The sequence below is a fragment of the Pseudoalteromonas sp. SG45-5 genome (assembly GCF_014164085.1).
In the GTDB taxonomy this organism is placed as follows: domain Bacteria; phylum Pseudomonadota; class Gammaproteobacteria; order Enterobacterales; family Alteromonadaceae; genus Pseudoalteromonas; species Pseudoalteromonas aliena.
In genome coordinates, this window is record NZ_JACJEM010000047.1 from 1 (window position 1) to 22,315 (window position 22,315).

A 22,315-nucleotide genomic window follows, 5' to 3' on the forward strand; every position below is an offset into this window, starting at 1 on the left:
AGGCTAAAGCACTTCCGTGCTATAGCGACAAGGTACGATAAATTGAAATTACAGTTTGAGAGTATGTTAGCGCTGGCATGTGCAATGATTTGGCTACCAATGTGAAAGATCAACAGCCCCTAGTTGTTCTAAATAAAAAATTTTTAACGACGTTATAGTGCAATCTAATTCGTTAAATTGATCAAAGATTTATGCAGTTTGGTATTAGTACATAAAAGCGATATATTTTATAATTATAGAGATTATAAATACCAACCCAATACTCTTTTAAAAACAACATCACTTATTGTAATTCATCTCATATATTAATTTATTTATCATGCTTAAGGTATACAATAACGCAGGCTTTTAAATAAGGTACACTCAAAAGGTACAACTATGAAAAAACAGTTCAGCTTATTAGCACTTTTGTGCACTGCATCAGGTGCTTACGCAGAGTCAGCGCCTAAAAATGTAATTTATATGATTGGTGACGGCATGGGTCCGGCATACACCACAGCTTATCGCTATTTTAAAGATGACCCTGCAACTAAAGAAATCGAAGGTACCGTTTTTGATACGATATTAAAGGGCATGGCGCATACCTATCCGGATGACCATACGTATGTAACCGATAGTGCAGCAGGTGCGACAGCACTTAGCAGCGGGCATAAAAGTTACAATGGCGCTATAGCCGTAGATACACACAAAAAAGCGGTTAAAACCATGCTTGAAATTGCAAAAGAGCGCGGTATGACAACGGCACTTGTTGCAACATCACAAATAAATCATGCAACGCCTGCAAGCTTCGCTTCGCATAATGAATCGCGTAATAATTACGATGCGATTGCTAACGACTACATAGACAATAAAATTGTTGGTAAATTACCAGTCGATTTAATGTTAGGTGGTGGTACTAAATACTTTATTAGAGACGATCGTAATTTAGTTGATGAGTTTAAAGCCGCTGGCTATCAATATGGCGATGACATTAGCAATCTCGGCCAAATAACTCAAATACCCGCTTTAGGTTTGTATGCGCCAAAAGGTTTACCTTTTGCACTTGATGAGAACCCAACTCGCCTTACGCAACTAACATCCAAAGCGCTTGATTTACTAGATACTCAAAACAAAAGCGGTTTTTTTGTGATGATTGAAGGCAGTCAAATAGATTGGTGTGGTCATGCAAATGATATTGCTTGTGCGATGGCTGAAATGGACGACTTTGCAAAATCAATTGAAAAAGCAAAAGCCTATGTCGACAAAAATAAAGATACTATTTTAGTAGTAACAGCCGATCACTCTACAGGAGGATTAACTCTTGGGGCACACGGTCAATACAAGTGGGAAACTGAAGTAGTTAAAGGCGTTAAAGCAACCGCAGGTAAACTTACTCAGTTATTACTTGATGCAAAAGATTTAAAATCAGTGTGGACGACTAACACGAACATTGAATTCACAACTGAAAATCAAATTAAACTTGAGCAAGCTAAAAAAATGGGCGACAAAGCGCTTAATTTAGCCGTTAAAAGTATTATTAGTGATACTAGCTTTACTGGCTGGACAACAGGCGGACATACAGCTGTAGATGTTCAAGTATTTGCCTATGGTAAAGGTAGCGAGCATTTTATTGGATCACAGAACAATACTGACATTGCTGATAAGCTGATTGGCTTTATTGAACAGTAAGTTTTACCTCGTTTTGAGTACAAAAAGCCCGAACACTTGTTCGGGCTTTTTATTAAATTTTATAGCTATATTTATCTAAAGCGCTTGAATAAGCGTTAAGCGTATATATCAACACCTATTAAATTTTGCACTTCAGCACGGCGCTCTAAATTAGCAAATTCAGTATAAGTAGAAATTGCTTTGCTTACTTGAGCTGATGGTTGGTCGTAAATTGTTTGACTGTATTCGTTGCTTTTAGCGCTGCTTTTAAACAGTTGATTGGCAAGCTCTTCGCCTTTTTTACTGCTTTTTACATAGTCGGTATTCGCTTTTTGTGTAGCCGGTTGCTCTACTAAACTCTGTGGTTTATTAGTAACGACTTGAGTAGAGCTAACCCTCCCCGGAATATCTCCGGTAAAAAAACCTGAACCAATAGGCAGCGTCATTACGCGTCTCCAACCTTAATATTGCATAAAATTATGATTTAAAAACAACCAATTTGCAAATAATACGATTACTCACGCCCTGGTAGCTTTTTCCACGTTACCGTATCTCGCACATATTTAGGTTGAGCGTCACTCGCTTTTACAACGTCACCCGCTAAAAGCGCGGCTTCAACATGCGCTAACATATAACGCGCATCAGGTAATGTAATCTCACTATTAATTGTCACGTTTTCAAAGTTATTAAGCGCACCTGGGTAGGTTTTAAACCCAGTGCCCACTGCGATAGATGGCTCAGTAGAAGTAATATAGTCATCGCTTAATAGGTCCGGCTTTATTACACACTCTTGATTGACCAGTTGCACTAAATTATTTTTTGCTTGGTAATGGGCGAAATATATTTCCCCCATACGCGCATCTATACTAGGGAAAACACTAAGGCTGCCGTTTTGTTCAAACGCTTGTTGCGCCATAATAGCAAGTGTTGAAACGCCAACTAGTGGTAAGTTTGTTGAATACGCAAGCCCTTGTGCTATTGCAACACTAATACGCACGCCAGTAAAACTACCGGGTCCTTGACCAAAACCAATCACATCTAAATCTTTCAATTTACAGTTAGCTTTGGTTAACAACTCATCCACGAGTGGAAGTATTTTTTGGCTGTGCTGCTGCGGGCATTCTTCAAAATGATGAAATGTTTGGCCCTGAAAATGTAAAACAATTGACAGTGCTTCAGTAGAAGCGTCGAGGGCGAGGATATTACTTTTAATCATTTTATTACTCTAATTAATTTGTTGTAAAAATTTATTGGCATCTTCTAAACTCCGCGTGCGGCGCATTGGCGGTAAGCTCTTTAAAAACACTTGCCCATACTGACGTGTAACTAGGCGATTATCACATATTACAAGGACGCCTTTATCTTTGCTATCACGAATTAAACGCCCGACACCTTGCTTTAGTGCAATCACCGCTTGCGGTAATTGTATGTGTGCAAAAGGGTCTTTTCCTTGCATTTGGCAATCTTGCATTTTGGCTTGTAATAAAGGGTCATCGGGGGCTGCAAATGGTAATTTATCAATAATAACACAGCTTAGTGTGCTGCCGCGTACATCAACACCTTCCCAAAAAGAAGCTGTGCCGAGTAACACCGCATTACCATGGCGGGTAAACTTCTCTAAGATAATACGCTTAGACATTTGCCCCTGCATATAAACTGGGTAGTCTATTTGTGTGGTGAGTCCTTCAGCGACCAAATGCATCATTCGATAACTAGTAAAAAGCACAAAGCAGCGCCCTTGTGCTGATTTTATAAGTTCGAGTGTGAGTTTTACAATTGCGTGGGGCATGTTATCAGCGTGTGATTCAGGTAAATAACGTGGCAAACATAACAATGCCTGATTAGGGTAATCAAACGGGCTGTCTACCATCATGCTTTGCTTTGGTTTTAAACCCAAACTTGCGTTAAAGTGCGCTAATTTGTTGTCGACCGAAAGCGTAGCTGATGTAAACACAAAGCCTGCGCCAGTGTCTTGCATCATTTGAGCAAATTTAGCGGAGACATTAAGTGGTGTTATATTAATCGTTAAATAACGACGTGTTGTTTCATACCAATAACTAAAACCTGTTTGAGCCGTGTCAAACACACGCTCTAACTGGCCTTTAAAAGCAAGTGTTCGCTCAAACGGATGCTCTATTTTATCGCTTCTGTCTAAACACAGTTTAAGTACCTGATAAACAAAATCTAAATCACTGATCACACGATGAAGTGCTGCACAAATTTGTTTGTCGCTCAGTTTTTCTCGCCAGTCACCTCTGCTACCATCAACACCAAACTGCAATCGTAAATCTGCAACACTTGTCTCTAGCTTATTTAAGCTTTTACCGAGTTGCAGCATATCGGGTATTTCAGCTCTATAAATAGCACGTAAGTCATTAATTAAATCCACCAGCTTTTTAGTGCTAACACTCTCGCCAAAATAATCACTGGCAATTTCACTTAACTGATGGGCTTCGTCAAATATATAGGCATCTGCTTTTGGCATCAATTCAGCAAAGCCGCTTTCTTTTACGGCCATATCGGCAAAAAACAAATGGTGGTTAATAACAACCACATCGGCATCGGCCGCTGTTAAACGCGCTTTGCGTATATAGCAGCTTTGAAAGTCTGGGCATTCTTTGCCTAAGCAGTTATCTGCCGTTGAGTTTACATAAGGCAGTACTTTGGCATCATCTTCTATACCAATGCAATCGGCTAAATCACCTGACTGTGTTTCACTGGCAAATTTAGCGACCATAGCTAATTGATGCATTACGTCTGAATCATCAGTAGGTACATGGGCAACATGCTGGTTAAGTCGGTAGGTACATAGGTAATTGGCACGCCCTTTTAATAAGGCGGTTTTTTTAGAGGCACTAAGCGCTTTAACAAGCTGCGGTAAATCGCGGTGGTATAACTGCTCTTGCAAGGCTTTAGAACCGGTGGAAATGATGGTTCTACCTTTAGATTTAAGTGCAGGCGCTAAATAGGCAAACGTTTTACCTGTCCCCGTGCCCGCTTCAACTACCAATTGCGAACTGTTTTTTAATGCATCTGCAACGGCAACAGCCATATCTATTTGGGGCTGACGTGGTGTATATCCATCTAAAGATAACGCCAAAGGCCCAGTTGCACTAAACAGTTGTTTGATAATACCAATCACTTTACAAGAAATAATAGCGCGATTTTACGTAAGCTAAACATCAAGGGCAAGTAATTAAGTTATATAATAAAAGGGGCATTGCCCCCTACTAATTATTATTGTGCGTTAATAGATAAGGTAATTCCACTTGCTGAACTATAGCCTTTTAAATCTATGTACCATGTACCCGCTTGCGGGTTATCAATACGACAGGTTTCGGTATTGCCATTTTTAAAAGGTCTACATTGATATACAGACTCTGTTGATGGGCTTGCAAAGTTTAAGTACAAATCCGCATCTCCACTGCCGCCGGTCATATTAACCGTTAATGCTGAATATCCTGCATCAAGATCTTGTGTGTATCGAGCCCAATTGTTTGTTGTTACAGAAACATTATTTTCTACCCGATTGATTGGCTCAAGTTCACTACCTTCATTATAGCTACCAGTCAAAGAAACATTAGTAATCGCATCCCATGCTTGGACCATGACATAATAAACTCCCGTTTGAGCATTACTTATTTCACAACGCTCATTACTTGAAGACGTTGTGCTTTTACAGTCAAAACTAGTGAGTGTCGGCGCTGAATTAAACTTAACGTATAAATCGGCATCCCCCGTACCACCTGATGTAGCGAAGTTTAAATTAGTTGCATTACTGGGTACTTTTAATGTGTACACACGTTCCGCTTTTGCATTTTCAGTGATACCAGACACTGCAACACCATTTTGTAGTTCGTTATCGATTGGTGGTACTACATCGCCTGCATTTTTTGCCATTTCAGATGCATAACTCACAGCTAATTTTGCAAATTTACTCGCATGATCAGCGTCAAAGTTAGTGTCGTTAACAGTGTGAATTAATCGATTTATATCGGCCATTTTTGATTCAAATGGCATCGATGCTGTAAACCCCTGTTGATACCAAGATGCGTGATCCGAACATCCATATCCACATTGATCAAAACCGTAGCTAATAGAAGGCAAATAAGTATCAATAAGCTGACCCAAAAATTGATTTTGAGCATTGGTCGTGTAATCAGTCATCATCACAATGTCTTCATTGCTGCCGTTGTTGCCCGTCATATCAAACTGCACCATACCTACAACATTTTTGCCTTGTGATTTATATGCAGAGGCAATCGCCTTTGACCCTCTTAAACCCACCTCTTCAGCTGCAAACCCCATTATATGAATTGTTCTTTGTGGCTTGTAGTTATTATCGACAATTGCTCTTAGCACTTCTGATAATACAGCAATACCTGAGGCATTATCATCCGCACCTGGAGAGCGTCCATTTGTTGGATTTGATTGGTTAATCGAATCTAAATGTCCACCTATAACAACAATCTCATCCGCTTTTTCATCCCCAGGTATTGTGACTATAATTGAAGATTGCGCCCAACTATGTGTAAAGTATTCAACGCTAATATCACTGCGATTTGTGGCTAATTGTTGCCAATAGTTTTTTAGCCATTGTGATGCATCTATTCCTGTTTGAGCTGTATAGTAGCGGTTGTAGAAGTTGCTCATTGAATTAACAGTATTTGTTAAATTATTTGGGCTGACACTATTAATAAGTTGCTGCGTAGTTTGCGCGTTATCAATACTGTAGTTAAAAGCCAAAGTACTTTGATTTTGAACAGCAGCTAGTTGCTTCGTGTATTGCTTTGCTTCATCAAGCGATTCATGCGCTACAAAACCACCGCACCGGTGGTAATTATCATGCATAAATTCACTTAGGCCTGCTATATTTTCGGGCTTTACCTGCAAAAAATTAACCGTGTCTAATTCAGTTGTTTGCATACTTAATGATTCACGTGATTTGCTCACTGTTTTTTGAGTCTGCTGGTAATGCTTTGCTGCAATAGGATCTATTGTCACCCAAATTTTTTCGTTGTCTTGTGCATACAGTGATTGAACAATTAAGGTACTGGCGCTAACTAACGCGACATTTAGTAAATGTTTCATAAATTGATTCCTTTTAAATCGAGCTATATTCATAGAAAATGACATTACTAAGATAAAAAAGGGAGCGGACGCTCCCCTGGAATGAATTTAGTTCGCTTTAATGTCTAGCGTTACACCACTTGCAGTGCGAAAGCCTTGTAAATCGATATGCCAAGTTCCTGCTTGTGGATTATCAATAGTACAACTTTCGTTATTGCCATTTTTATAAGGGCGACAAACGTAAGCATTTGTACCCGACTCTGTTCCAAAGTTTACATATAAATCAGCGTCACCACTGCCTCCAGCAATTGAAACATTAAGTGAGCTGTAGCCTGCACTCAAATTTTGAGTAAATCGTGTCCAGTTTCCAGCATTGACACTCACATTTTCTTCAGTTCGATTGATTGGTGTTGTGCCACCCGTATCGCCATCAAAACTGCCAAGTAACGAGACTCCTGAAATTTGATCCCAAGCCTCAACCATTACATAATAAGTACCCGCTTGAGCATTACTAATAGAGCAGCTTTCGTTACTGGTTGAAGTTGTGCTTTTGCAATCAAAGCTAGTAAGCGTTGGCTTAGTCGCAAATTGTACATATAAATCAGCATCACCTGTTCCACCTGACGTGGTAAATGCTAAATTACTCGCACCTGCAGGAACATCCAGTGTAAAGAATATTTGCTGTTTCGCTGAGCCACTGATGTCAGGACGAGGTACGCCATTCGAGAGTGCTTCGTCTTCAATTGGAGGCACTGAATCACATGAACTTCCAGCACTCAAACTAGAGGTAACACCAACAGCACTTAATGCCGCTTTTACGTCATTTGGCTCATAATTTAAGTCGCAGGCTGCATCCATAACCCCATTACCGGCAAGATCCCAGTTTGTACTTGCTGTCCAATATTGTTGATTTGCACGCGCCATGACTAAAAATGCTTTTTTCGTATCCCAACCAGGTGTTGTTGCTAAATTATAAAACGCTTTATTAAATACTCCTGAGCTATGATGTACATCCATTCCTGAAGAATAACTACTTTGATTGTCTATTGAGCGCCCATCTTGTGTCGGATTGTTCATATAGCGCAATGCACCATTGCCCTTGAATATCTCTTTTCCGACTAGCCAATCATTACTGCCTTTCATGTAAAATTCAGCAGCTTCACCCGCCATGTCAGAAAAAGCCTCGTTTAAGCCGCCTGATTTTCCACTATAAACTAAGCCAGAGTTTTGCTCAGTAAAGCCATGGCTCACCTCATGAGCAGACACATCTAAGCTCACCAATGGATAGAACGTATTTAGACCATCGCCAAATGTCATTGCACGACCATCCCAAAATGCATTCTCATAGTTACTGCTATAATGCACTCGCATTTGTAGTTGAAATGAAAGTGGCGGCGAGCCGATCCAATCGTTGTACATGTTAAAAATTACGTTGCCAAAGAAGTGTGCGTCATTAAGTGGTGAATATGCACCGTTGATTTCTTTAAACGTATTTTCAGGGCAAGTAAATGAATATGCACTTGTACCACTTGTGCCACCATTCAAATTAATGGTTTTTACATTGCTATTATTCATTGTGCAGTTATTACCAGACTGCGTAACATCTAGGCTGGCAAAATCAGTACCATAAATATATTTGCCCGTTTTTAAATTACCGCCGGGGCCTGTTGCATCTGCATGTTGAAGGTTGTCTAAGCTAAATAGTAGCTCACCTGAGTTCGCATCAATGATTTGATATGGACGAGATGGATTACTTCCATAAGTAACATAAGATACTTCATAAACAAGATGCGCCTTACCTTGCTCATCAACCCAAATTGCTAATTGCGATTTCTCGTCATGCTTTTCTAAACCGACAGATTGAAGCGCCTGAGGAGATTTTTGTAATCCCTTAGCTACCGCTAACTGTTTATTTATCTTTGGGATTACCGTGTTTATATCACTTGAAATGTCATATACCGCAGCACCGTGAGCATGTTTAAACTGCCCGTTGCTGTTAAAGGTTAAACTCACCCTGTCACCTATAACAGGTAGGCCATTGTATACTTGCTGAAATAATCGAGTTGTGTCGCCGTTATTACTTTTTATTTCTTTAATTACAACTAATTTGTTCCCAGCCTCTAAGCCAACTAATTGATCTGGGGTCGCTGTTGATGCAGACAACGTATTATTAGTATTTACGTGTTCATTTAGGTATTTCTTATTTGCGGCTACTGCGCTTGATGCTTGCATTAGTGTAAAAGCAGCAAGAGTTGCAATTGTTATTTTTGATAATTTCACGTTTACGCTCCATTAGATTATTTAGTTTTAATGTACTTTGTTAATCGGCACTACCTGTTCCCGATTAAGGATCAGCCTAGGTTACAAATAACACAAATGAAAATGAAACAAATAATTTACAATTAAAGTATGAGATAATAAATTAAGTTATTTATATTCAATATATTGGTATAATAAAGGTAAGAAAAAACAAACCAATATGTAACAACATGTACACATAAGTTTACTTTTTGTTTTATTTTTAAACATTTAATTAACAATTAAATTACATTTAAACTAAATATACACATTAAAAAAGGCCCTATCTGGGCCTCTTTACTTTAATTACGGGATCTTCATTAGGCCCATGTATCTAAATGTGGGGGGTCGTCGTCATCAGCGCTAGTCTTTGTTTTTTTTGTTTGATCGTCGAGGGTATTGAGCTTTTTCTTTTTTTGTAGCTCACGCTTTTTTTTATTTTCTAGCTCAACTTTTTCAGCTGCGGCTCCACTTTGTACACCCGCAATATGAAATGCCCCTTTAGATTCAACAGCTAAACGAGTGATAGTTCCTAAGTAAGGGATCATGATGTCCATACGTACTTCCTTATTTAACTGTTTGACTAATAAACAATTACATTATTAAAACTACATGTATTATCTTCTATAGTATCGACAGTTATAAGATATACTTTAATTTAGCTAAATAAAACTTGCCATAATCAGGCTATTTATGTTTTTATAAATGCGAAATTTATTTAAACAGATAACAACTGAACGTTAACCAAATGACGGGCAGTTACATAGGATAAAAAATGCGCTTAAACCTGACAACAGTACATCATCACCACCATTCATCGGAATAACCTGTCAGGTCTTTCGCTGAGAGGTTATTCCTAAAAGGAACCTCTGGCGATTCAAATAACATTGATTCATTTTCGCCCTGAGGTTCCCTCGGGGTTTTTAGTTTTTAAATTAAAGGAAAATGAATAATGAACAACAGTAATCGTCTACGTATCGCCATCCAAAAAGGCGGCCGCCTATCTAAAGATTGTCAAGATCTGCTTAAACAGTTAGGTGTTAAACTCAACCTTCGTGAACAGCGCTTAATTGCACACTCAACTAATATGCCAATTGACGTGCTACGTGTGCGCGATGACGATATTCCGGGTTTAGTAATGGACGGTGTATGTGACTTAGGCATAGTTGGCGAAAACGTACTAGTAGAAGTGCAAGCAGAACGGATGCGCCAAGGTGTGCCAAGTGAAGTAACCAAACTTTCAAAACTAGACTTTGGTTACTGTCGTCTCGCACTTGCATGGCCACAAGAGCTTGGCGCTCGCGATAAGAGCTGGTTTGAAGGCAAACGTATTGCGACTACCTACCCAGAAATCTTAACTCAGTGGTTAAAGCGCGAAGGCATTAACGCAAGTACAGTAATGCTTACTGGCTCTGTTGAAGTAGCACCGCGTGCAGGTTTATCTGATGCAATTTGTGATTTGGTGTCTACTGGCGCAACACTTGAAGCTAACGGCTTAATTCAAGGTGATACAATTTTAGAATCAAACGCATGTTTAATTCAAAATAAAGACCTTCAAGACGCTGACAAACTAGCACTAATCAATAAGCTTATGCCGCGCCTACGTGGTGTTAGACAAGCTAAAGAAAGCAAATACATCATGCTACACGCACCAAAAAACAAACTTGATGAAATTTGTGAAATTTTACCTGGTTCTGGTCAACCTACTCTACTTGCCCTTGCTGGTAACGATGAATACGTAGCACTGCACATGGTAAGCAGCGAAACATTATTTTGGGAAACAATGGAGCAGTTAAAAGCCTTAGGCGCTAACTCTATTTTAGTTATGCCAATTGAAAAAATGATGGAGTAAGTGCCATGCTTCGTTGGAATGAGGAATCTTCACAAGTACAAACAGCGGCGCTAATGCGCCCTGCAGTTTCTGCCAGTGCCAAGGTTGAAGCTATATGCAAAACTATTTTAGCTAACGTAAAAGAGCAAGGCGATGAAGCCTTACTTAGCATGGCTAAAGAGTTTGATAATAGAGCTAATCCTCGCTTATGTGTTCCGCTTGATGAAATTAACGCATCTGAGCAAGCACTAAGTGCAGAGCTTAAATACGCAATTGACACCGCTTATGCAAATGTTAAACGTTTTCACGAAGCGCAGTTGCCAAAAGATATTAAGTTATCAACCCAACCAGGCGTTGTATGTGAACTGAAATATCAAGCCATCGAAGCAGTCGGTATTTATGTACCCGGTGGCAGTGCTCCACTGCCATCGTCGGTTATTATGCAGGGTGTATTAGCGCAGTTAAGCGGCGCAAAAACCGTTGTACTTGCTACACCAGTACAAGGTGATAAAGCGATTAACCCTGCTATTTTATATGCAGCTAGGTTATGTGGCATTACTACGTTAATAGAAAGTGGTGGCGCAGGCGCAATTGCAGCAATGGCGTATGGCACCGAATCGGTTCCTAAAGTGAACAAAATATTTGGTCCAGGTAATAGCTTTGTAACAATGGCTAAACAGCTCGTTGCGCAAACTATTCCAGGTATGGCCATTGATATGCCAGCAGGTCCATCTGAAGTATTAGTTATTGCAGATGAACGTGCGAACCCAGAATTTATAGCCGCCGATTTACTCTCACAAGCAGAGCACGGCGCAGATTCGCAAGTTATTTTATTATGTAACAGCGAAAGTATAATAGAACAAACACAGCAGGCACTTACACGCCAGTTGGCTAATTTGAGCCGCAAAGCAACAGCCGAGCAAGCGCTCGCTAATTCATCGCTTATTTTGGTTGATTCAGTTGAGCAAGCATTTGAAGTATCGGCGCAATACGGCCCAGAGCACTTAATTTTACAATTAGCTGATGCAACTCCTTACCTAGATAAAGTTAAAAATGCAGGCTCAGTATTTGTAGGTGACTACACGCCAGAATCTGCAGGTGATTACGCATCGGGTACTAACCACGTGTTACCAACATATGGTTACAGTGCAACTTACTCGAGTTTAAACTTGCTTGATTTTTTCCGTACATACACAGTGCAAACAATTACTAAAAGTGGTTTAACGCAACTTTCAAAAGCAATTTTACCACTTGCAGACGCAGAAGGCCTTGATGCCCACGCTAATGCGGTTTCAATTCGTTTAGAGGCAATTAAAAATGAGCAATGAGAGCGCACAAGCGTCTAGCTTATTACCTAAAAATATTGCAGCCCTCGCTGCATACAGCTCTGCAAAAAGTGAAAAGCTAACCGGTACTACGTGGCTAAATGCTAACGAAAGCCCGTATGCTAAAAACCTTGAACTGAGTATTGAGGATTTAAATCGCTACCCTGATCCACAACCGCAACTGGTGATTGACCGCTACGCAGCTTATACAGAGCTTAAAAGCGAAAATGTATTAATGACGCGCGGCGCAGATGAAGGCATTGAGCTTTTAGTACGCACTTATTGCGAACCTGCAAAAGACAGCATTGCGTTATTTTTACCAACCTACGGTATGTACAAAGTAACGGCTGATACTCATAACGTTGCTATTAATAGCCTAACGCAAGCGCTATTACTTGATGGTAGTGTGGATGAAATAGTTGCAGCTGTTGGCAGCTCAAAATTGGTATTTATTTGTAACCCAAATAATCCAACGGGTAGCTTAACGCCTCTTGATAAAGTAAAAGCAATTGCAACAGCCCTTGCGGGTAAAGCCTTAGTAATTGTTGATGAAGCCTATATAGAGTTTTGCCCAGAGCAAAGCGCCACTAAACTTATTAATGAGTTTAGTAATGTAGTGGTTTTGCGTACGCTTTCTAAAGCCTTTGCGCTGGCAGGGCTCAGAACGGGCTTTACCCTTGCACAAGAGAGCGTACTAGCGCCAATTCGTAAAGTCATTGCGCCGTATCCGGTATCGGGCGTTGTAGCTAGTATTGCAGCGCAAGCAATTGCACCCGATGCAATTACATCAATGCGCCGCCAAGTTACTATTTTAAATAGCTTAAAAGCTAAGTTGGTAGATTGGCTAAACGCCTCTCCTGCTGCATTAAAAATTCTCACTGGTGAAGGTAACTTTGTTACTTTAAAATTAGCTGATAAAAACTACTTTAAAATTGCACTTGAGCAAGGTTTGGTTATGCGCGCTTTTACACTATACGGTGAAGACGACTGGCTACGAATTTCAATTGGCAGTGAACAAGAACTTGAACAAGTAAAAATTTGGTTAGATGGCTTACAAACGCCGGCTACCGCAGCATCTTTAGCAGGAAACGAAGTATCATGAGTAACCCCTATTTATTTATAGACCGCGACGGCACTATTATTGAAGAGCCAATTACCGACAAACAGGTAGATAGCCTTGAAAAGCTAGCATTTTTACCTGGTGTTATCCCTGCGTTATTACAATTACAAGCCGCAGGTTACCGTTTAGTAATGGTATCGAATCAAGATGGTTTAGGCACAGACAGCTTTCCTACTGCTGATTTTGACATAGCACAAGACAAAATGATGGACATAATGCAAAGCCAAGGCATTAGCTTTGAGACCGTATTAATTTGCCCACACTTTGACGAGCAAAATTGTGATTGCCGTAAACCTAAAACGGGCTTACTTACCGAGCTTATGCGCTCTGGCAAAGTAGACTTAGCGCGCTCTTTTGTTATTGGCGATCGCCAGACCGATATTGGTCTTGCTCAAAACTTATGTTGTGAAGGTATTTTATACGACGGTGATTGGAGTGCGATAGTGACAAAATTGACCACCGCAAACCGCGAAGGTCGTGTTACACGCAACACCAAAGAAACCCAAATTGATGTAGCCATAAACTTAGATCAAACTAAAAATGGCAGCATAGACACCGGACTTGGCTTTTTTGATCACATGCTTGATCAAATTCGCACCCACGCAAACATTGGTTTAAATATTAAAGCCAAAGGCGATTTACACATAGACGAGCACCACCTTGTTGAAGACATTGGTATTGCTCTTGGTGTTGCACTTAAACAAGCGCTTGGCACTAAATCGCAAATTGCACGCTATGGTTTTGCGCTTCCTATGGACGAGTGTAAAGCTGAAGCACAAATTGATTTATCGGGCCGTGCATCATTTGTATTAAACGCTAACTTTAGTCGCGAAAAAGCAGGCGATTTAGACGTGCAAATGGTTGAGCACTTTTTCAAAAGCTTAAGTGATAACGCCGCCATTAGCCTTATTTTATCGGTAAGCGATGGTAACTGTCATCACCAAGTTGAAGGTTTATTTAAAGCGTTTTCACGTGCTCTTCGTATGGCAGTAGCACAAGACACAACCCAACAAACAGCCAGCTCTAAGGGATGTTTATGATTGCCATAATTAATACCGGTTGTGCCAATATAAATTCAGTACGCTTTGCGTTTGAACGCTTAGGGCAAACGCCAACAGTAATTACATCACCAGAGCAATTAGCGGGTTTTGAGCGCGCTATATTGCCAGGTGTAGGTCATGCGTCGGTTGCTATGAAACGCCTAGTAGATAACGGCTGGCAACAAGCTATAAACGAATACCAGCGCCCACTGATGGGAATTTGTTTAGGTATGCAGTTACTGTGCGAAAGCACCGAAGAAGGTAACGTACAGTGCCTAGGTAAAATACCAGGGCAAGTAAAAGCGCTTGATGTAGGCAATTTAACGTCGCCGCATATGGGTTGGAATAACTTGAGCGTTAATAAAGAACATGCATTAACTAAAGGGCTAACGCTTGATGAGCAAGTTTATTTTGTTCATAGCTTTGCGCACACCGTAAACGACGCCACACTAGTGAGCGGCGAGTACGGTCAAACCTTTTCAGCCATTGTTGCCAAAGACAATTACGCGGGCATGCAATTTCACCCAGAGCGCAGCGCAAAAGTTGGCGCACGTTTATTACAAAATTTTGTTGATTGGCAGTTATAAGCTGCCCATTAACTAACAAAAAAGAGATTATTTGTGATTATTCCAGCATTAGACGTATTACAAAATCAAATTGTGCGCTTGTACCAAGGTAAATACGACACAGCACAGTTTTACCCTTTCGAACTTGGCGCGCGTTTAAAAGAATACGCCGACAGCGGCGCAGCTAAACTACACCTTGTTGATTTAGAAGGTGCACGCGATCCAAGTAAAAAGCAGTGGAAACATATTCAAGCTGCAACCAAAGCACTTAACGTACCGTACCAAGTGGGCGGCGGTATTCGCTCAGAGCAAGATGTAAGTGATTGGCTAAAAGCCGGTGCAAACCAAGTTGTTATTGGTTCAATGGCAGTAGAAAAACGCGAACAAGTAAAAGCCTGGATTGAGCAATTTGGCGCAGAGCACTTTGTAATTGCCCTTGATGTAAATAAAACAGCCACGGGCTGGGCACCTGCTACGCACGGTTGGTTAAGTGAATCTGAGTTTGGTTTACTTGAGCTGGTAGATTTTTATGTAGGCTTAGGTGTTATCGATTTTTTATGCACGGACATCAGTAAAGATGGCACTATGACGGGCCCATCGTTTGAATTATATGAAGATTTAACTCGCCATAACAGCACAATTAAAGTGCAAGCCTCAGGGGGCGTAAGCTCACTAGATGACATTAAAAAGCTTAAAGAGCTAGGTGTTGGCGGCGTTATTTTAGGTAAATCATTGCTTGATGGCGCATTTAGCGTTGAGGAGGCACTGGCATGTTATCAAAACGCATAATCCCGTGTTTAGACGTTAAAGACGGCCAAGTAGTTAAAGGCGTTAAGTTTAAAGGTCATGAAGTTGTTGGCGATATTTTAACAATGGCTAAAGCCTACAGCGAAGCTGGCGCCGATGAACTGGTTTTTTACGAAATCAGTGCAAGCGTTGAAAAACGCCTACTTGATGTAAATTGGGTAGAAAGTATTGCACGAAATATCGATATTCCATTTTGTGTAGCGGGCGGTATTAAATCAGTGGCTGATGCAGCGCGGGTACTTGAGCGCGGCGCTGACAAAATAAGCATTAACAGCCCTGCTATTGCGCGCCCTGAACTTATTAAAGAATTACACGATGAGTTTGGTAAGCAATGTGTTGTAGTCGGCATTGACAGCTTTTTTGATGAAATTACCGGCGAGTATTTAGTGTATCAATTAACCGGCGATCCTAATGCATCAAGCCGTACGCGCTATAAAACACAAGAATGGGTTAAACGCGTACAAGACCTAGGCGCAGGCGAAATTGTATTAAACTGTATGAACCAAGATGGCGTTCGTAACGGTTACGACAACGAGCAACTAAGTAAAATTCGCGAGCTGTGTGACATTCCTTTAATCGCCTCTGGCGGTGCGGGTAGTATGCAAGATTTTGTTGATGTATTTAAACAAAGCAAAGTAGATGGTGCATTAGCCGCCAGCGTTTTTCATAAAAATGTGATTAACATTGGCGAACTAAAACAATTTTTAACAGATAACCAAGTGGCAGCAAGATTATGCAAGTAACACAACAAAACCAAGCTCAGGTCGATTTCGCTAAAAGTGACATGATCCCTGCTATTATTCAAGATGCCCGCTCGGGTGTTATTTTAATGCAAGGCTTTATGAACAGCGAAGCACTCGCTGTTACGCTTGATACCAATAAGGTAACGTTTTACTCGCGTTCAAAATCGCGTTTATGGACCAAAGGCGAGTCATCAGAAAACTACTTAAATGTAGTATCTGTTCATACCGATTGCGACTACGATTCAATTTTAGTCCTTGCCAACCCAGAAGGCCCAACGTGCCACTTAGGCACACAAAGCTGTTTTGGTGATGATGCAAAACCAAGTTTAAGCTTTTTAGCACAATTAGAAGATGTGATTGTTGCGCGTAAAAATGACGACCCTGAAAAAAGCTACACAGCCTCATTATTTGCAAAAGACTTAAGCCGTAGTTGTCAAAAAGTAGGTGAAGAAGGCGTAGAAGTTGCCCTTGCCGCTATGAAACACGATAACGATGAGCTAACTAATGAGTCTGCTGATTTAATTTATCACCTTACTGTATTGCTACAACGCCAAGGCTTAGCCCTTGAAGATGTAGTTAAATGCTTACAAGGTCGCCATAAATAATTTCAACAAAATAAAGACGAGTTTTAAAGATCTTAGCAAGCTCTTTAAGCTCGTTTTTATAAAATAAATTTTGGTTAGTTAGCACCAATTTCAATCGTCATGGTATTTTCATCTGCTTGGCCAACCAGATAAAAGGAGTACGCTTTCCATTTTTCATCAGAGCGTAATGTATTAGCAATAGTCATCGCCTGCTCTATAGAATCAGCCTCCGTAGCAGACAATTGTAGCTGGCATAATGATGCTCTACATTCCACATTTTTTAGTTTTAGAGCGGCCAGTTGTTCGTTAGCAGAAAAGAAGTCATACAATTGGTATGTAAAGTCATCCGCCCATTCATAGTTTACTTCTTGTTTGTCAAAGGGGATATACGTTTGGGACACACTGGTTTCTAAATTCTCTTTGGATACATCCGCTTTTTTTAAGACTTGCGCATGCGTTAGAGGCCTGCGTTGATCAGTACTAGGATCGTTAGACAGTTGTACCTTATTCACTTTTTCTTGTTTAATTAAATCAACTTGGCAATTTTCAGATACTGAGTTATTTGCACTCAACGTCGCATTACTATCATGTTCTATATGGTCGCATTTAGCCAAAAGGTATACTAATGTAGACACTATAAATACAATTAAAACTATATATTTCATTTTCAAATCCTATTTTTGAATTACATCATTATCATTGGGTACAATTAATTTGATAAAGCATTAATTTGCTAAGTTGTTCAAATGTTTATCTCATTTGGTATACTATACAGATAAATCTTATTTGCTACTGTGAACTATGAAAAACTATATTACTCCTCTTATTATCGCGTTTATTTTAGCGGGCTGTACCAGCAAAACTAATCAAACACCTACAACTGCAAAGCCTTTAAAAATCACAGTAACACTCGATGAATGCAGCACCATAAATAACCTAATAAATGGTTATAAATCTGGTTTTGATTCAATAAAAACAGATAAAGTTAATAACCCGTTTACTAATCAATGGCGTACTAATATTCATATTATTGGAGCAACCTGTACGGTTACTTTAAATAAATCAGAGCAAGCAAGTTACCAGTGCCAAACGCAAGTTAAAACACAAACGCAAACAGTAAAATCTCATCAAAAACTGGCTAAGCAATTGCGCCAATGTTTAACAAAAACAGGCTGGTTTGAAAGCCAAAAAGAAACAGCAAGTTCAATTTACAGCACCTTTGTACTTGATACTAAAACCCCAGTCATTACACTCTCTACCAATCAAGAAGGTAGTGGGTTCACTACTCGTTTTGAAATTGCACCACCGTTAGGGCTTTAATAATGCGCCAATTAAATCAAAACAAAAAGCCATCTAAATTTAAAACCGATTGCTTAGGAATATGTGAGCGCCGCAGCGGTTACTGCACCGGTTGTGGGCGTACTAACGAAGAAATTTTTGATTGGATAATATTATCTGAAGATGAAAAAAAGATAATTTTAGAAACACCACGAGCTGATTCAAAATAGTTAATCTGAACTCTGGTTAAGAGATTTACTAACATATTGAACTATGGTGATATTTAATTCGTTAAATTGATCAAAGATTTATGCAGTTTGGTACTACTCATTATTAAATTGAGGCTCAAAAATCTGAGCCTCATTACGCTATGTATTTATAGTAATCTTAGTAACTGCGAACCTGGTATACCAGTTTGTGGTAATAACGCGGGGGTAACTGCAAATACTTCTGGAATTTTACTTTTAATTTCATCCATCTTTTTACGGTTATTTTGTTTATCATAAACATAATATTTAAGGATATTTCCGTATACATCGTCTTTTGCATCAACCTGCTCTAGGGTTTTTAATGCCTTATCGTAATCAGCAAGGTAAATGTATGCCAGTGCTAAGTTATCAGCAGAGCCAACATGTAGCTTACCTTCAAGCTGTTTTGATAAATCTTCAAGCTCTGCAACAGCAAGCTCATAACGCCCTAACTGTATATAGGCCGTTGCTAATGAATTTTTTAAAAAGTAAGGCGGGTTACTGCCCGGCTCGTACCATTTTTCGTAAGCACTCAGTATGTCTTCATATTGCTCAAGTTTAGAGTAAACGTGATTTAGCAACCTAAAGCTTTGTAGTTTGATTTCAGTTTCTTCAAAACCGTTTAGTTTATCTCTATTTAAGTGCCAATCTTGAATGCCTTGCGCAGCTTGGTTTAACAGTTCAGGGTTATCACTTTTTGCCCCAGCAGCATTTTTTAAAAGCTGTGCAAGTTGTTGTTTATATTCTTCACTTTTAACAGAGACTTGCTCAGCATTATTACTTCTTTGTTTGCTACCTGTATTACCATCTACAATTTGCGCTGCAGCTAAAGCACTAAAAGACATTGCCGCCGCGACCATTACTAAATATTTACTTTTCATAGTTTTTTCCTTGTTTAACATTTTAATCCTTTGAATATTAAAGCTCTTAGAATGAGCAATATTCAAAAGTGGGGGGGTAAAAAAGTTATGCGAGCTTATAGCACTTTGCTCTTGTAGTAATAAACTGGCTAAATCCAATTGGTATTTACCTTTTAGCTTTTGCATACACAACTCATCACAGCTAAGTTCGAGTTGCTCTCGTGCTAAACCTGTTAACTTTAAGCAAATAGGATTCCACCAAAAAACGCTTTCTATAAAACAAATAAGCCACATCCAATAAATATCGCCTTGTTGTAAATGAGTTACCTCGTGCTGAATGACTGAATCTAATTCTTCACGGTTTGTCATCGTCGACTCTAACCAAATAACAGGCTTTATTAACCCAGTAGCAAAAGCAGGTTCTGTATGGGTTGTTAGTCTAATTGGGTACTGATTGTTAATGTGTTTAAGCTCAGGACTTGGCTTTGAGTTGATGTATAAATTTTTTATAAGCTTTACATATAAGCCCATGCGTAATAAAAACAAACCAAAACCAGTTAAAACTAAAAACATAAAAACATTACTAAGTAATGGCAATAAATCCCATATACTCATATCACTTTGTAATTCATCCTTAGTTGCTACTTGTTCAGCGTTTGGTATTAATGCTTTAACATCAGGAATCAATTGCGCCACATTGAATGTGTAACGATTTTCTCCTTCAAATAACGGTAACTGGGAAAAGTATTGCCAAGGAACAAACCAACATGCCAAAGCAGTCATTAAAATGTAAAAGTTTAATCGTGCTGGGGCATTTTTTAGTCCTTTTACTGTCAGCAAAATACATAAGCTAATAAGTGTGCAAGTTAGTAAATAATCCGTCATTACCCTCTCCTTTAATCTAACTTCTTATTTTTTAAAAGCGTTTGTAAATATTCAATATCTTCATCATTTAGCTTTTCTTCTTTTATAAAGTGAGCAATTAAACTACGAGAATTGCCTTTAAAAAATCGTTGCATAAAACTGGGCATAGCTTGCTCCGATAATGTGTCTTGAGTCACGATTGTTCTAAAAACAATAGCTCGCCCTTCATGTCCACAGCGCTCAATTGCTCCTTTGTGTTCTAGCCTATCTACAATAGTTTTGACTGTTGTATAGGCTACTTTTTTATCTTTTTGCTTATCAGCTAAAAGCACTTTATGTAGTTGACTCGCGGTACAGGGTTCTTGCTGCCAGAGCAGCTGCATAATATCCATTTCAAAATCACTAAGTTTCATTGTCGCTCCTATTACTACACTTGTAGTGGTACTGTTACAAATGTAGTAGTAAGTGTTCTTAGTGTCAATATAAAATTGTAATATCAATTAAAAAAAATGGCAGAAATACAAAAGTATTTGGAAGGTTTTATAAAAAAGGTATATAAAATAAAGAGGTATAGTTATTTATTGATTTTAGGAAAACATAAAAAACGATAGTTTATTTTCAACTAACGCTTTTTATGCTTTAAAGTTTTTTATGAAAGGTAGTGAGGTAACTATGCTTTATCGATCGCTTGGCTTACATCGGCAATTATATCTGCAATGTTTTCAATACCAACCGACAAACGAATTAAATCGCGACTTACACCCGCATTAGCAAGTTCTTCATTATTTAATTGACGGTGTGTGGTTGATGCAGGATGGCACGCAAGCGACTTGGCATCGCCAATATTAACTAAGCGTAAAATCATATTTAGCGCATCAATAAAACGAGTACCAGCCTCTAGGCCACCAACAATACCAAAGCTTAAAATACCGGATGCTTTACTACTGGTAATTTTTTGACTCATTTCGTTATACGGGCTTGATTTAAGCCCTGCGTAATTAACCCAAAGCACTTTTGGATGATTTTCTAAATACTCAGCCAGATGCTGTGCATTTTCGCAGTGGCGATCCATTCTTAAGCCTAAGGTTTCAAGGCCGATTAAAATGTCAGAGGCGTTTTTAGGGGCAAGCGCTGCACCGGTATTTCTAAGTGGTACAACGCGGCAACGACCAATAAACGCCGCCTCAGCAAACGCATCGGTATACACTACATTATGATACGACGGATCGGGCTCGTTCATCATTGCAAAACGCGTAGCATTCGCTTTCCAATCAAATTTTCCTGAGTCGACAATCATGCCGCCAATGGCAGTACCGTGACCGTTTATATACTTTGTAAGTGAGTGAACCACTATATCGGCGCCTAGCTCAAATAGGCGACATAAATACGGCGTAGCCACGGTATTATCAACTATAAGCGGCACACCTTTGCTGTGTGCAATACGTGCTAAACGCTCAATATCAACAATATTACCTGCAGGATTACCAATAGATTCACAAAAAACAGCGCGGGTGTTGTCGTCAATCGCATTATCGAACGCGGTAAAGTCATCAGCTTTAATCATGCGTGCTTCAATACCTTGCCTAGGTAAGGTATGCGCAAATAGGTTATACGTGCCACCATATACTTGGCTGGTGCTCACAATATTAGTACCTACTTCACACAAACATTGAATAGCATAGGTAATCGCCGCCATCCCAGAGGCAACAGCTAACCCACCTATGCCGCCTTCCATCGCCGCAATACGCTGCTCAAGTACCGCATTGGTCGGATTCATTATGCGGGTATAAATATTACCCGGCACTTTTAAATCAAATAAATCAGCGCCATGCTGCGTGTTATCAAATGTATAAGAAGAAGTGTGATAGATAGGCACGGCTGCCGATTTGGTCGTAGCCTCAGATTCGTAACCGTGGTGAAGTGCTAGTGATTCTAATTTCATAATTATTTCCTTCAATTAATTTACTACTAAGCTAGCACTTCTTGGTTACAAAATGCACATGAAATATATTAAAGGGTGTTGAGGTGATTTGA

The 22,315-nt window shown here is 39.6% G+C and carries 21 protein-coding genes and 1 pseudogene; 12 read left to right on the plus strand and 10 right to left on the minus strand.

The window, feature by feature from the left end:
• Both H5119_RS20540 and H5119_RS14875 read left to right on the plus strand, forming a co-directional pair.
• Nucleotides 1-105: pseudogene (locus H5119_RS20540) on the plus strand (IS5/IS1182 family transposase); the annotation flags it as partial.
• A gap of 273 nt (nucleotides 106-378) precedes the next feature.
• Nucleotides 379-1,668 (plus strand): alkaline phosphatase, encoded by a 1,290-nt coding sequence (locus H5119_RS14875; protein WP_182702816.1) that lies wholly within the window; start codon nucleotides 379-381, stop codon nucleotides 1,666-1,668.
• Between the two features lie 95 nt (nucleotides 1,669-1,763).
• Here H5119_RS14875 and H5119_RS14880 read toward each other — a convergent pair whose 3' ends face one another.
• From H5119_RS14880 to H5119_RS14905, 6 genes are all read right to left on the minus strand, one after another.
• Nucleotides 1,764-2,093 (minus strand): hypothetical protein, encoded by a 330-nt coding sequence (locus tag H5119_RS14880; protein ID WP_077535275.1) that lies wholly within the window; start codon nucleotides 2,091-2,093, stop codon nucleotides 1,764-1,766.
• A 68-nt stretch (nucleotides 2,094-2,161) separates the two neighbouring features.
• Nucleotides 2,162-2,863 carry a tRNA (adenosine(37)-N6)-threonylcarbamoyltransferase complex dimerization subunit type 1 TsaB gene (gene tsaB, locus H5119_RS14885; protein ID WP_182702817.1) on the minus strand — a complete coding sequence of 234 codons (702 nt, stop codon included), beginning with the start codon at nucleotides 2,861-2,863 and terminating at the stop codon, nucleotides 2,162-2,164.
• Between the two features lie 9 nt (nucleotides 2,864-2,872).
• Nucleotides 2,873-4,789, minus strand: a complete 1,917-nt coding sequence (locus tag H5119_RS14890) for an ATP-dependent DNA helicase (RefSeq protein WP_077535273.1) — start codon at nucleotides 4,787-4,789, stop codon at nucleotides 2,873-2,875.
• Between the two features lie 95 nt (nucleotides 4,790-4,884).
• On the minus strand, nucleotides 4,885-6,738 hold the full coding sequence (locus tag H5119_RS14895) for a M28 family metallopeptidase (RefSeq protein WP_182702818.1): 1,854 nt from the start codon (nucleotides 6,736-6,738) through the stop codon (nucleotides 4,885-4,887).
• Nucleotides 6,739-6,825: 87 nt separating this feature from the next.
• Nucleotides 6,826-8,997, minus strand: coding sequence for a M4 family metallopeptidase (locus H5119_RS14900; protein WP_182702819.1), 2,172 nt, complete (start codon nucleotides 8,995-8,997; stop codon nucleotides 6,826-6,828).
• Nucleotides 8,998-9,335: 338 nt separating this feature from the next.
• The gene (locus tag H5119_RS14905) at nucleotides 9,336-9,572 is read right to left on the minus strand and encodes a hypothetical protein (RefSeq protein ID WP_182702820.1); all 237 of its coding nucleotides are present in this window, start codon (nucleotides 9,570-9,572) and stop codon (nucleotides 9,336-9,338) included.
• A 395-nt stretch (nucleotides 9,573-9,967) separates the two neighbouring features.
• Between H5119_RS14905 and hisG the strand changes: the two genes are divergently transcribed.
• From hisG to hisIE, 8 genes are read left to right on the plus strand one after another with little or no spacing between them, the layout of a single operon-like run.
• Complete coding sequence (hisG, locus tag H5119_RS14910; RefSeq protein WP_138585252.1) at nucleotides 9,968-10,867, plus strand: ATP phosphoribosyltransferase; 900 nt, start codon at nucleotides 9,968-9,970, stop codon at nucleotides 10,865-10,867.
• A 5-nt stretch (nucleotides 10,868-10,872) separates the two neighbouring features.
• Nucleotides 10,873-12,174 carry a histidinol dehydrogenase gene (gene hisD / locus H5119_RS14915; protein WP_182702821.1) on the plus strand — a complete coding sequence of 434 codons (1,302 nt, stop codon included), beginning with the start codon at nucleotides 10,873-10,875 and terminating at the stop codon, nucleotides 12,172-12,174.
• A complete protein-coding gene (gene hisC, locus H5119_RS14920; protein WP_182702822.1) occupies nucleotides 12,164-13,273 on the plus strand; it encodes a histidinol-phosphate transaminase in 1,110 nt (369 codons plus the stop codon). Before hisD ends, hisC begins: the two co-directional genes overlap by 11 nt.
• A complete protein-coding gene (hisB, locus tag H5119_RS14925) occupies nucleotides 13,270-14,331 on the plus strand; it encodes a bifunctional histidinol-phosphatase/imidazoleglycerol-phosphate dehydratase HisB (RefSeq protein WP_002960263.1) in 1,062 nt (353 codons plus the stop codon). Before hisC ends, hisB begins: the two co-directional genes overlap by 4 nt.
• Nucleotides 14,328-14,918, plus strand: coding sequence for an imidazole glycerol phosphate synthase subunit HisH (gene hisH, locus H5119_RS14930; RefSeq protein WP_002960265.1), 591 nt, complete (start codon nucleotides 14,328-14,330; stop codon nucleotides 14,916-14,918). The genes hisB and hisH overlap by 4 nt, the downstream gene beginning before the upstream one ends.
• A 33-nt stretch (nucleotides 14,919-14,951) precedes the next feature.
• Nucleotides 14,952-15,686: a 1-(5-phosphoribosyl)-5-[(5-phosphoribosylamino)methylideneamino] imidazole-4-carboxamide isomerase gene (locus tag H5119_RS14935; RefSeq protein ID WP_182702823.1), complete on the plus strand. Its 735-nt coding sequence runs from the start codon at nucleotides 14,952-14,954 to the stop codon at nucleotides 15,684-15,686.
• Entirely contained in the window at nucleotides 15,668-16,447 is a 780-nt protein-coding gene (gene hisF / locus H5119_RS14940; RefSeq protein WP_007376298.1) for an imidazole glycerol phosphate synthase subunit HisF, read from the plus strand. Before H5119_RS14935 ends, hisF begins: the two co-directional genes overlap by 19 nt.
• Nucleotides 16,438-17,052: a bifunctional phosphoribosyl-AMP cyclohydrolase/phosphoribosyl-ATP diphosphatase HisIE gene (gene hisIE, locus H5119_RS14945; protein ID WP_182675446.1), complete on the plus strand. Its 615-nt coding sequence runs from the start codon at nucleotides 16,438-16,440 to the stop codon at nucleotides 17,050-17,052. Before hisF ends, hisIE begins: the two co-directional genes overlap by 10 nt.
• A gap of 74 nt (nucleotides 17,053-17,126) precedes the next feature.
• Here the strand turns inward: hisIE and H5119_RS14950 are convergent, their stop codons facing one another.
• Nucleotides 17,127-17,696, minus strand: a complete 570-nt coding sequence (locus H5119_RS14950; protein ID WP_182702824.1) for a hypothetical protein — start codon at nucleotides 17,694-17,696, stop codon at nucleotides 17,127-17,129.
• Between the two features lie 136 nt (nucleotides 17,697-17,832).
• Here H5119_RS14950 and H5119_RS14955 point away from each other — a divergent pair, with 136 nt between their 5' ends.
• Together H5119_RS14955 and H5119_RS14960 are read left to right on the plus strand one after the other, a co-directional pair.
• On the plus strand, nucleotides 17,833-18,351 hold the full coding sequence (locus tag H5119_RS14955; RefSeq protein ID WP_182702825.1) for a hypothetical protein: 519 nt from the start codon (nucleotides 17,833-17,835) through the stop codon (nucleotides 18,349-18,351).
• A gap of 2 nt (nucleotides 18,352-18,353) precedes the next feature.
• Nucleotides 18,354-18,539, plus strand: coding sequence for a DUF1289 domain-containing protein (locus H5119_RS14960; protein ID WP_182702826.1), 186 nt, complete (start codon nucleotides 18,354-18,356; stop codon nucleotides 18,537-18,539).
• A 146-nt stretch (nucleotides 18,540-18,685) separates the two neighbouring features.
• Here H5119_RS14960 and H5119_RS14965 read toward each other — a convergent pair whose 3' ends face one another.
• The 3 genes from H5119_RS14965 to H5119_RS14975 all read right to left on the minus strand — a co-directional run bounded on the left by H5119_RS14965 (nucleotide 18,686) and on the right by H5119_RS14975 (nucleotide 22,223).
• On the minus strand, nucleotides 18,686-20,302 hold the full coding sequence (locus H5119_RS14965) for a M56 family metallopeptidase (protein ID WP_182702827.1): 1,617 nt from the start codon (nucleotides 20,300-20,302) through the stop codon (nucleotides 18,686-18,688).
• Between the two features lie 11 nt (nucleotides 20,303-20,313).
• Nucleotides 20,314-20,694: a BlaI/MecI/CopY family transcriptional regulator gene (locus tag H5119_RS14970; protein WP_182702828.1), complete on the minus strand. Its 381-nt coding sequence runs from the start codon at nucleotides 20,692-20,694 to the stop codon at nucleotides 20,314-20,316.
• 257 nt (nucleotides 20,695-20,951) lie between these two features.
• Nucleotides 20,952-22,223 carry an O-acetylhomoserine aminocarboxypropyltransferase/cysteine synthase family protein gene (locus H5119_RS14975; protein WP_182702829.1) on the minus strand — a complete coding sequence of 424 codons (1,272 nt, stop codon included), beginning with the start codon at nucleotides 22,221-22,223 and terminating at the stop codon, nucleotides 20,952-20,954.
• Between the last annotated feature and the right edge of the window lie 92 nt (nucleotides 22,224-22,315).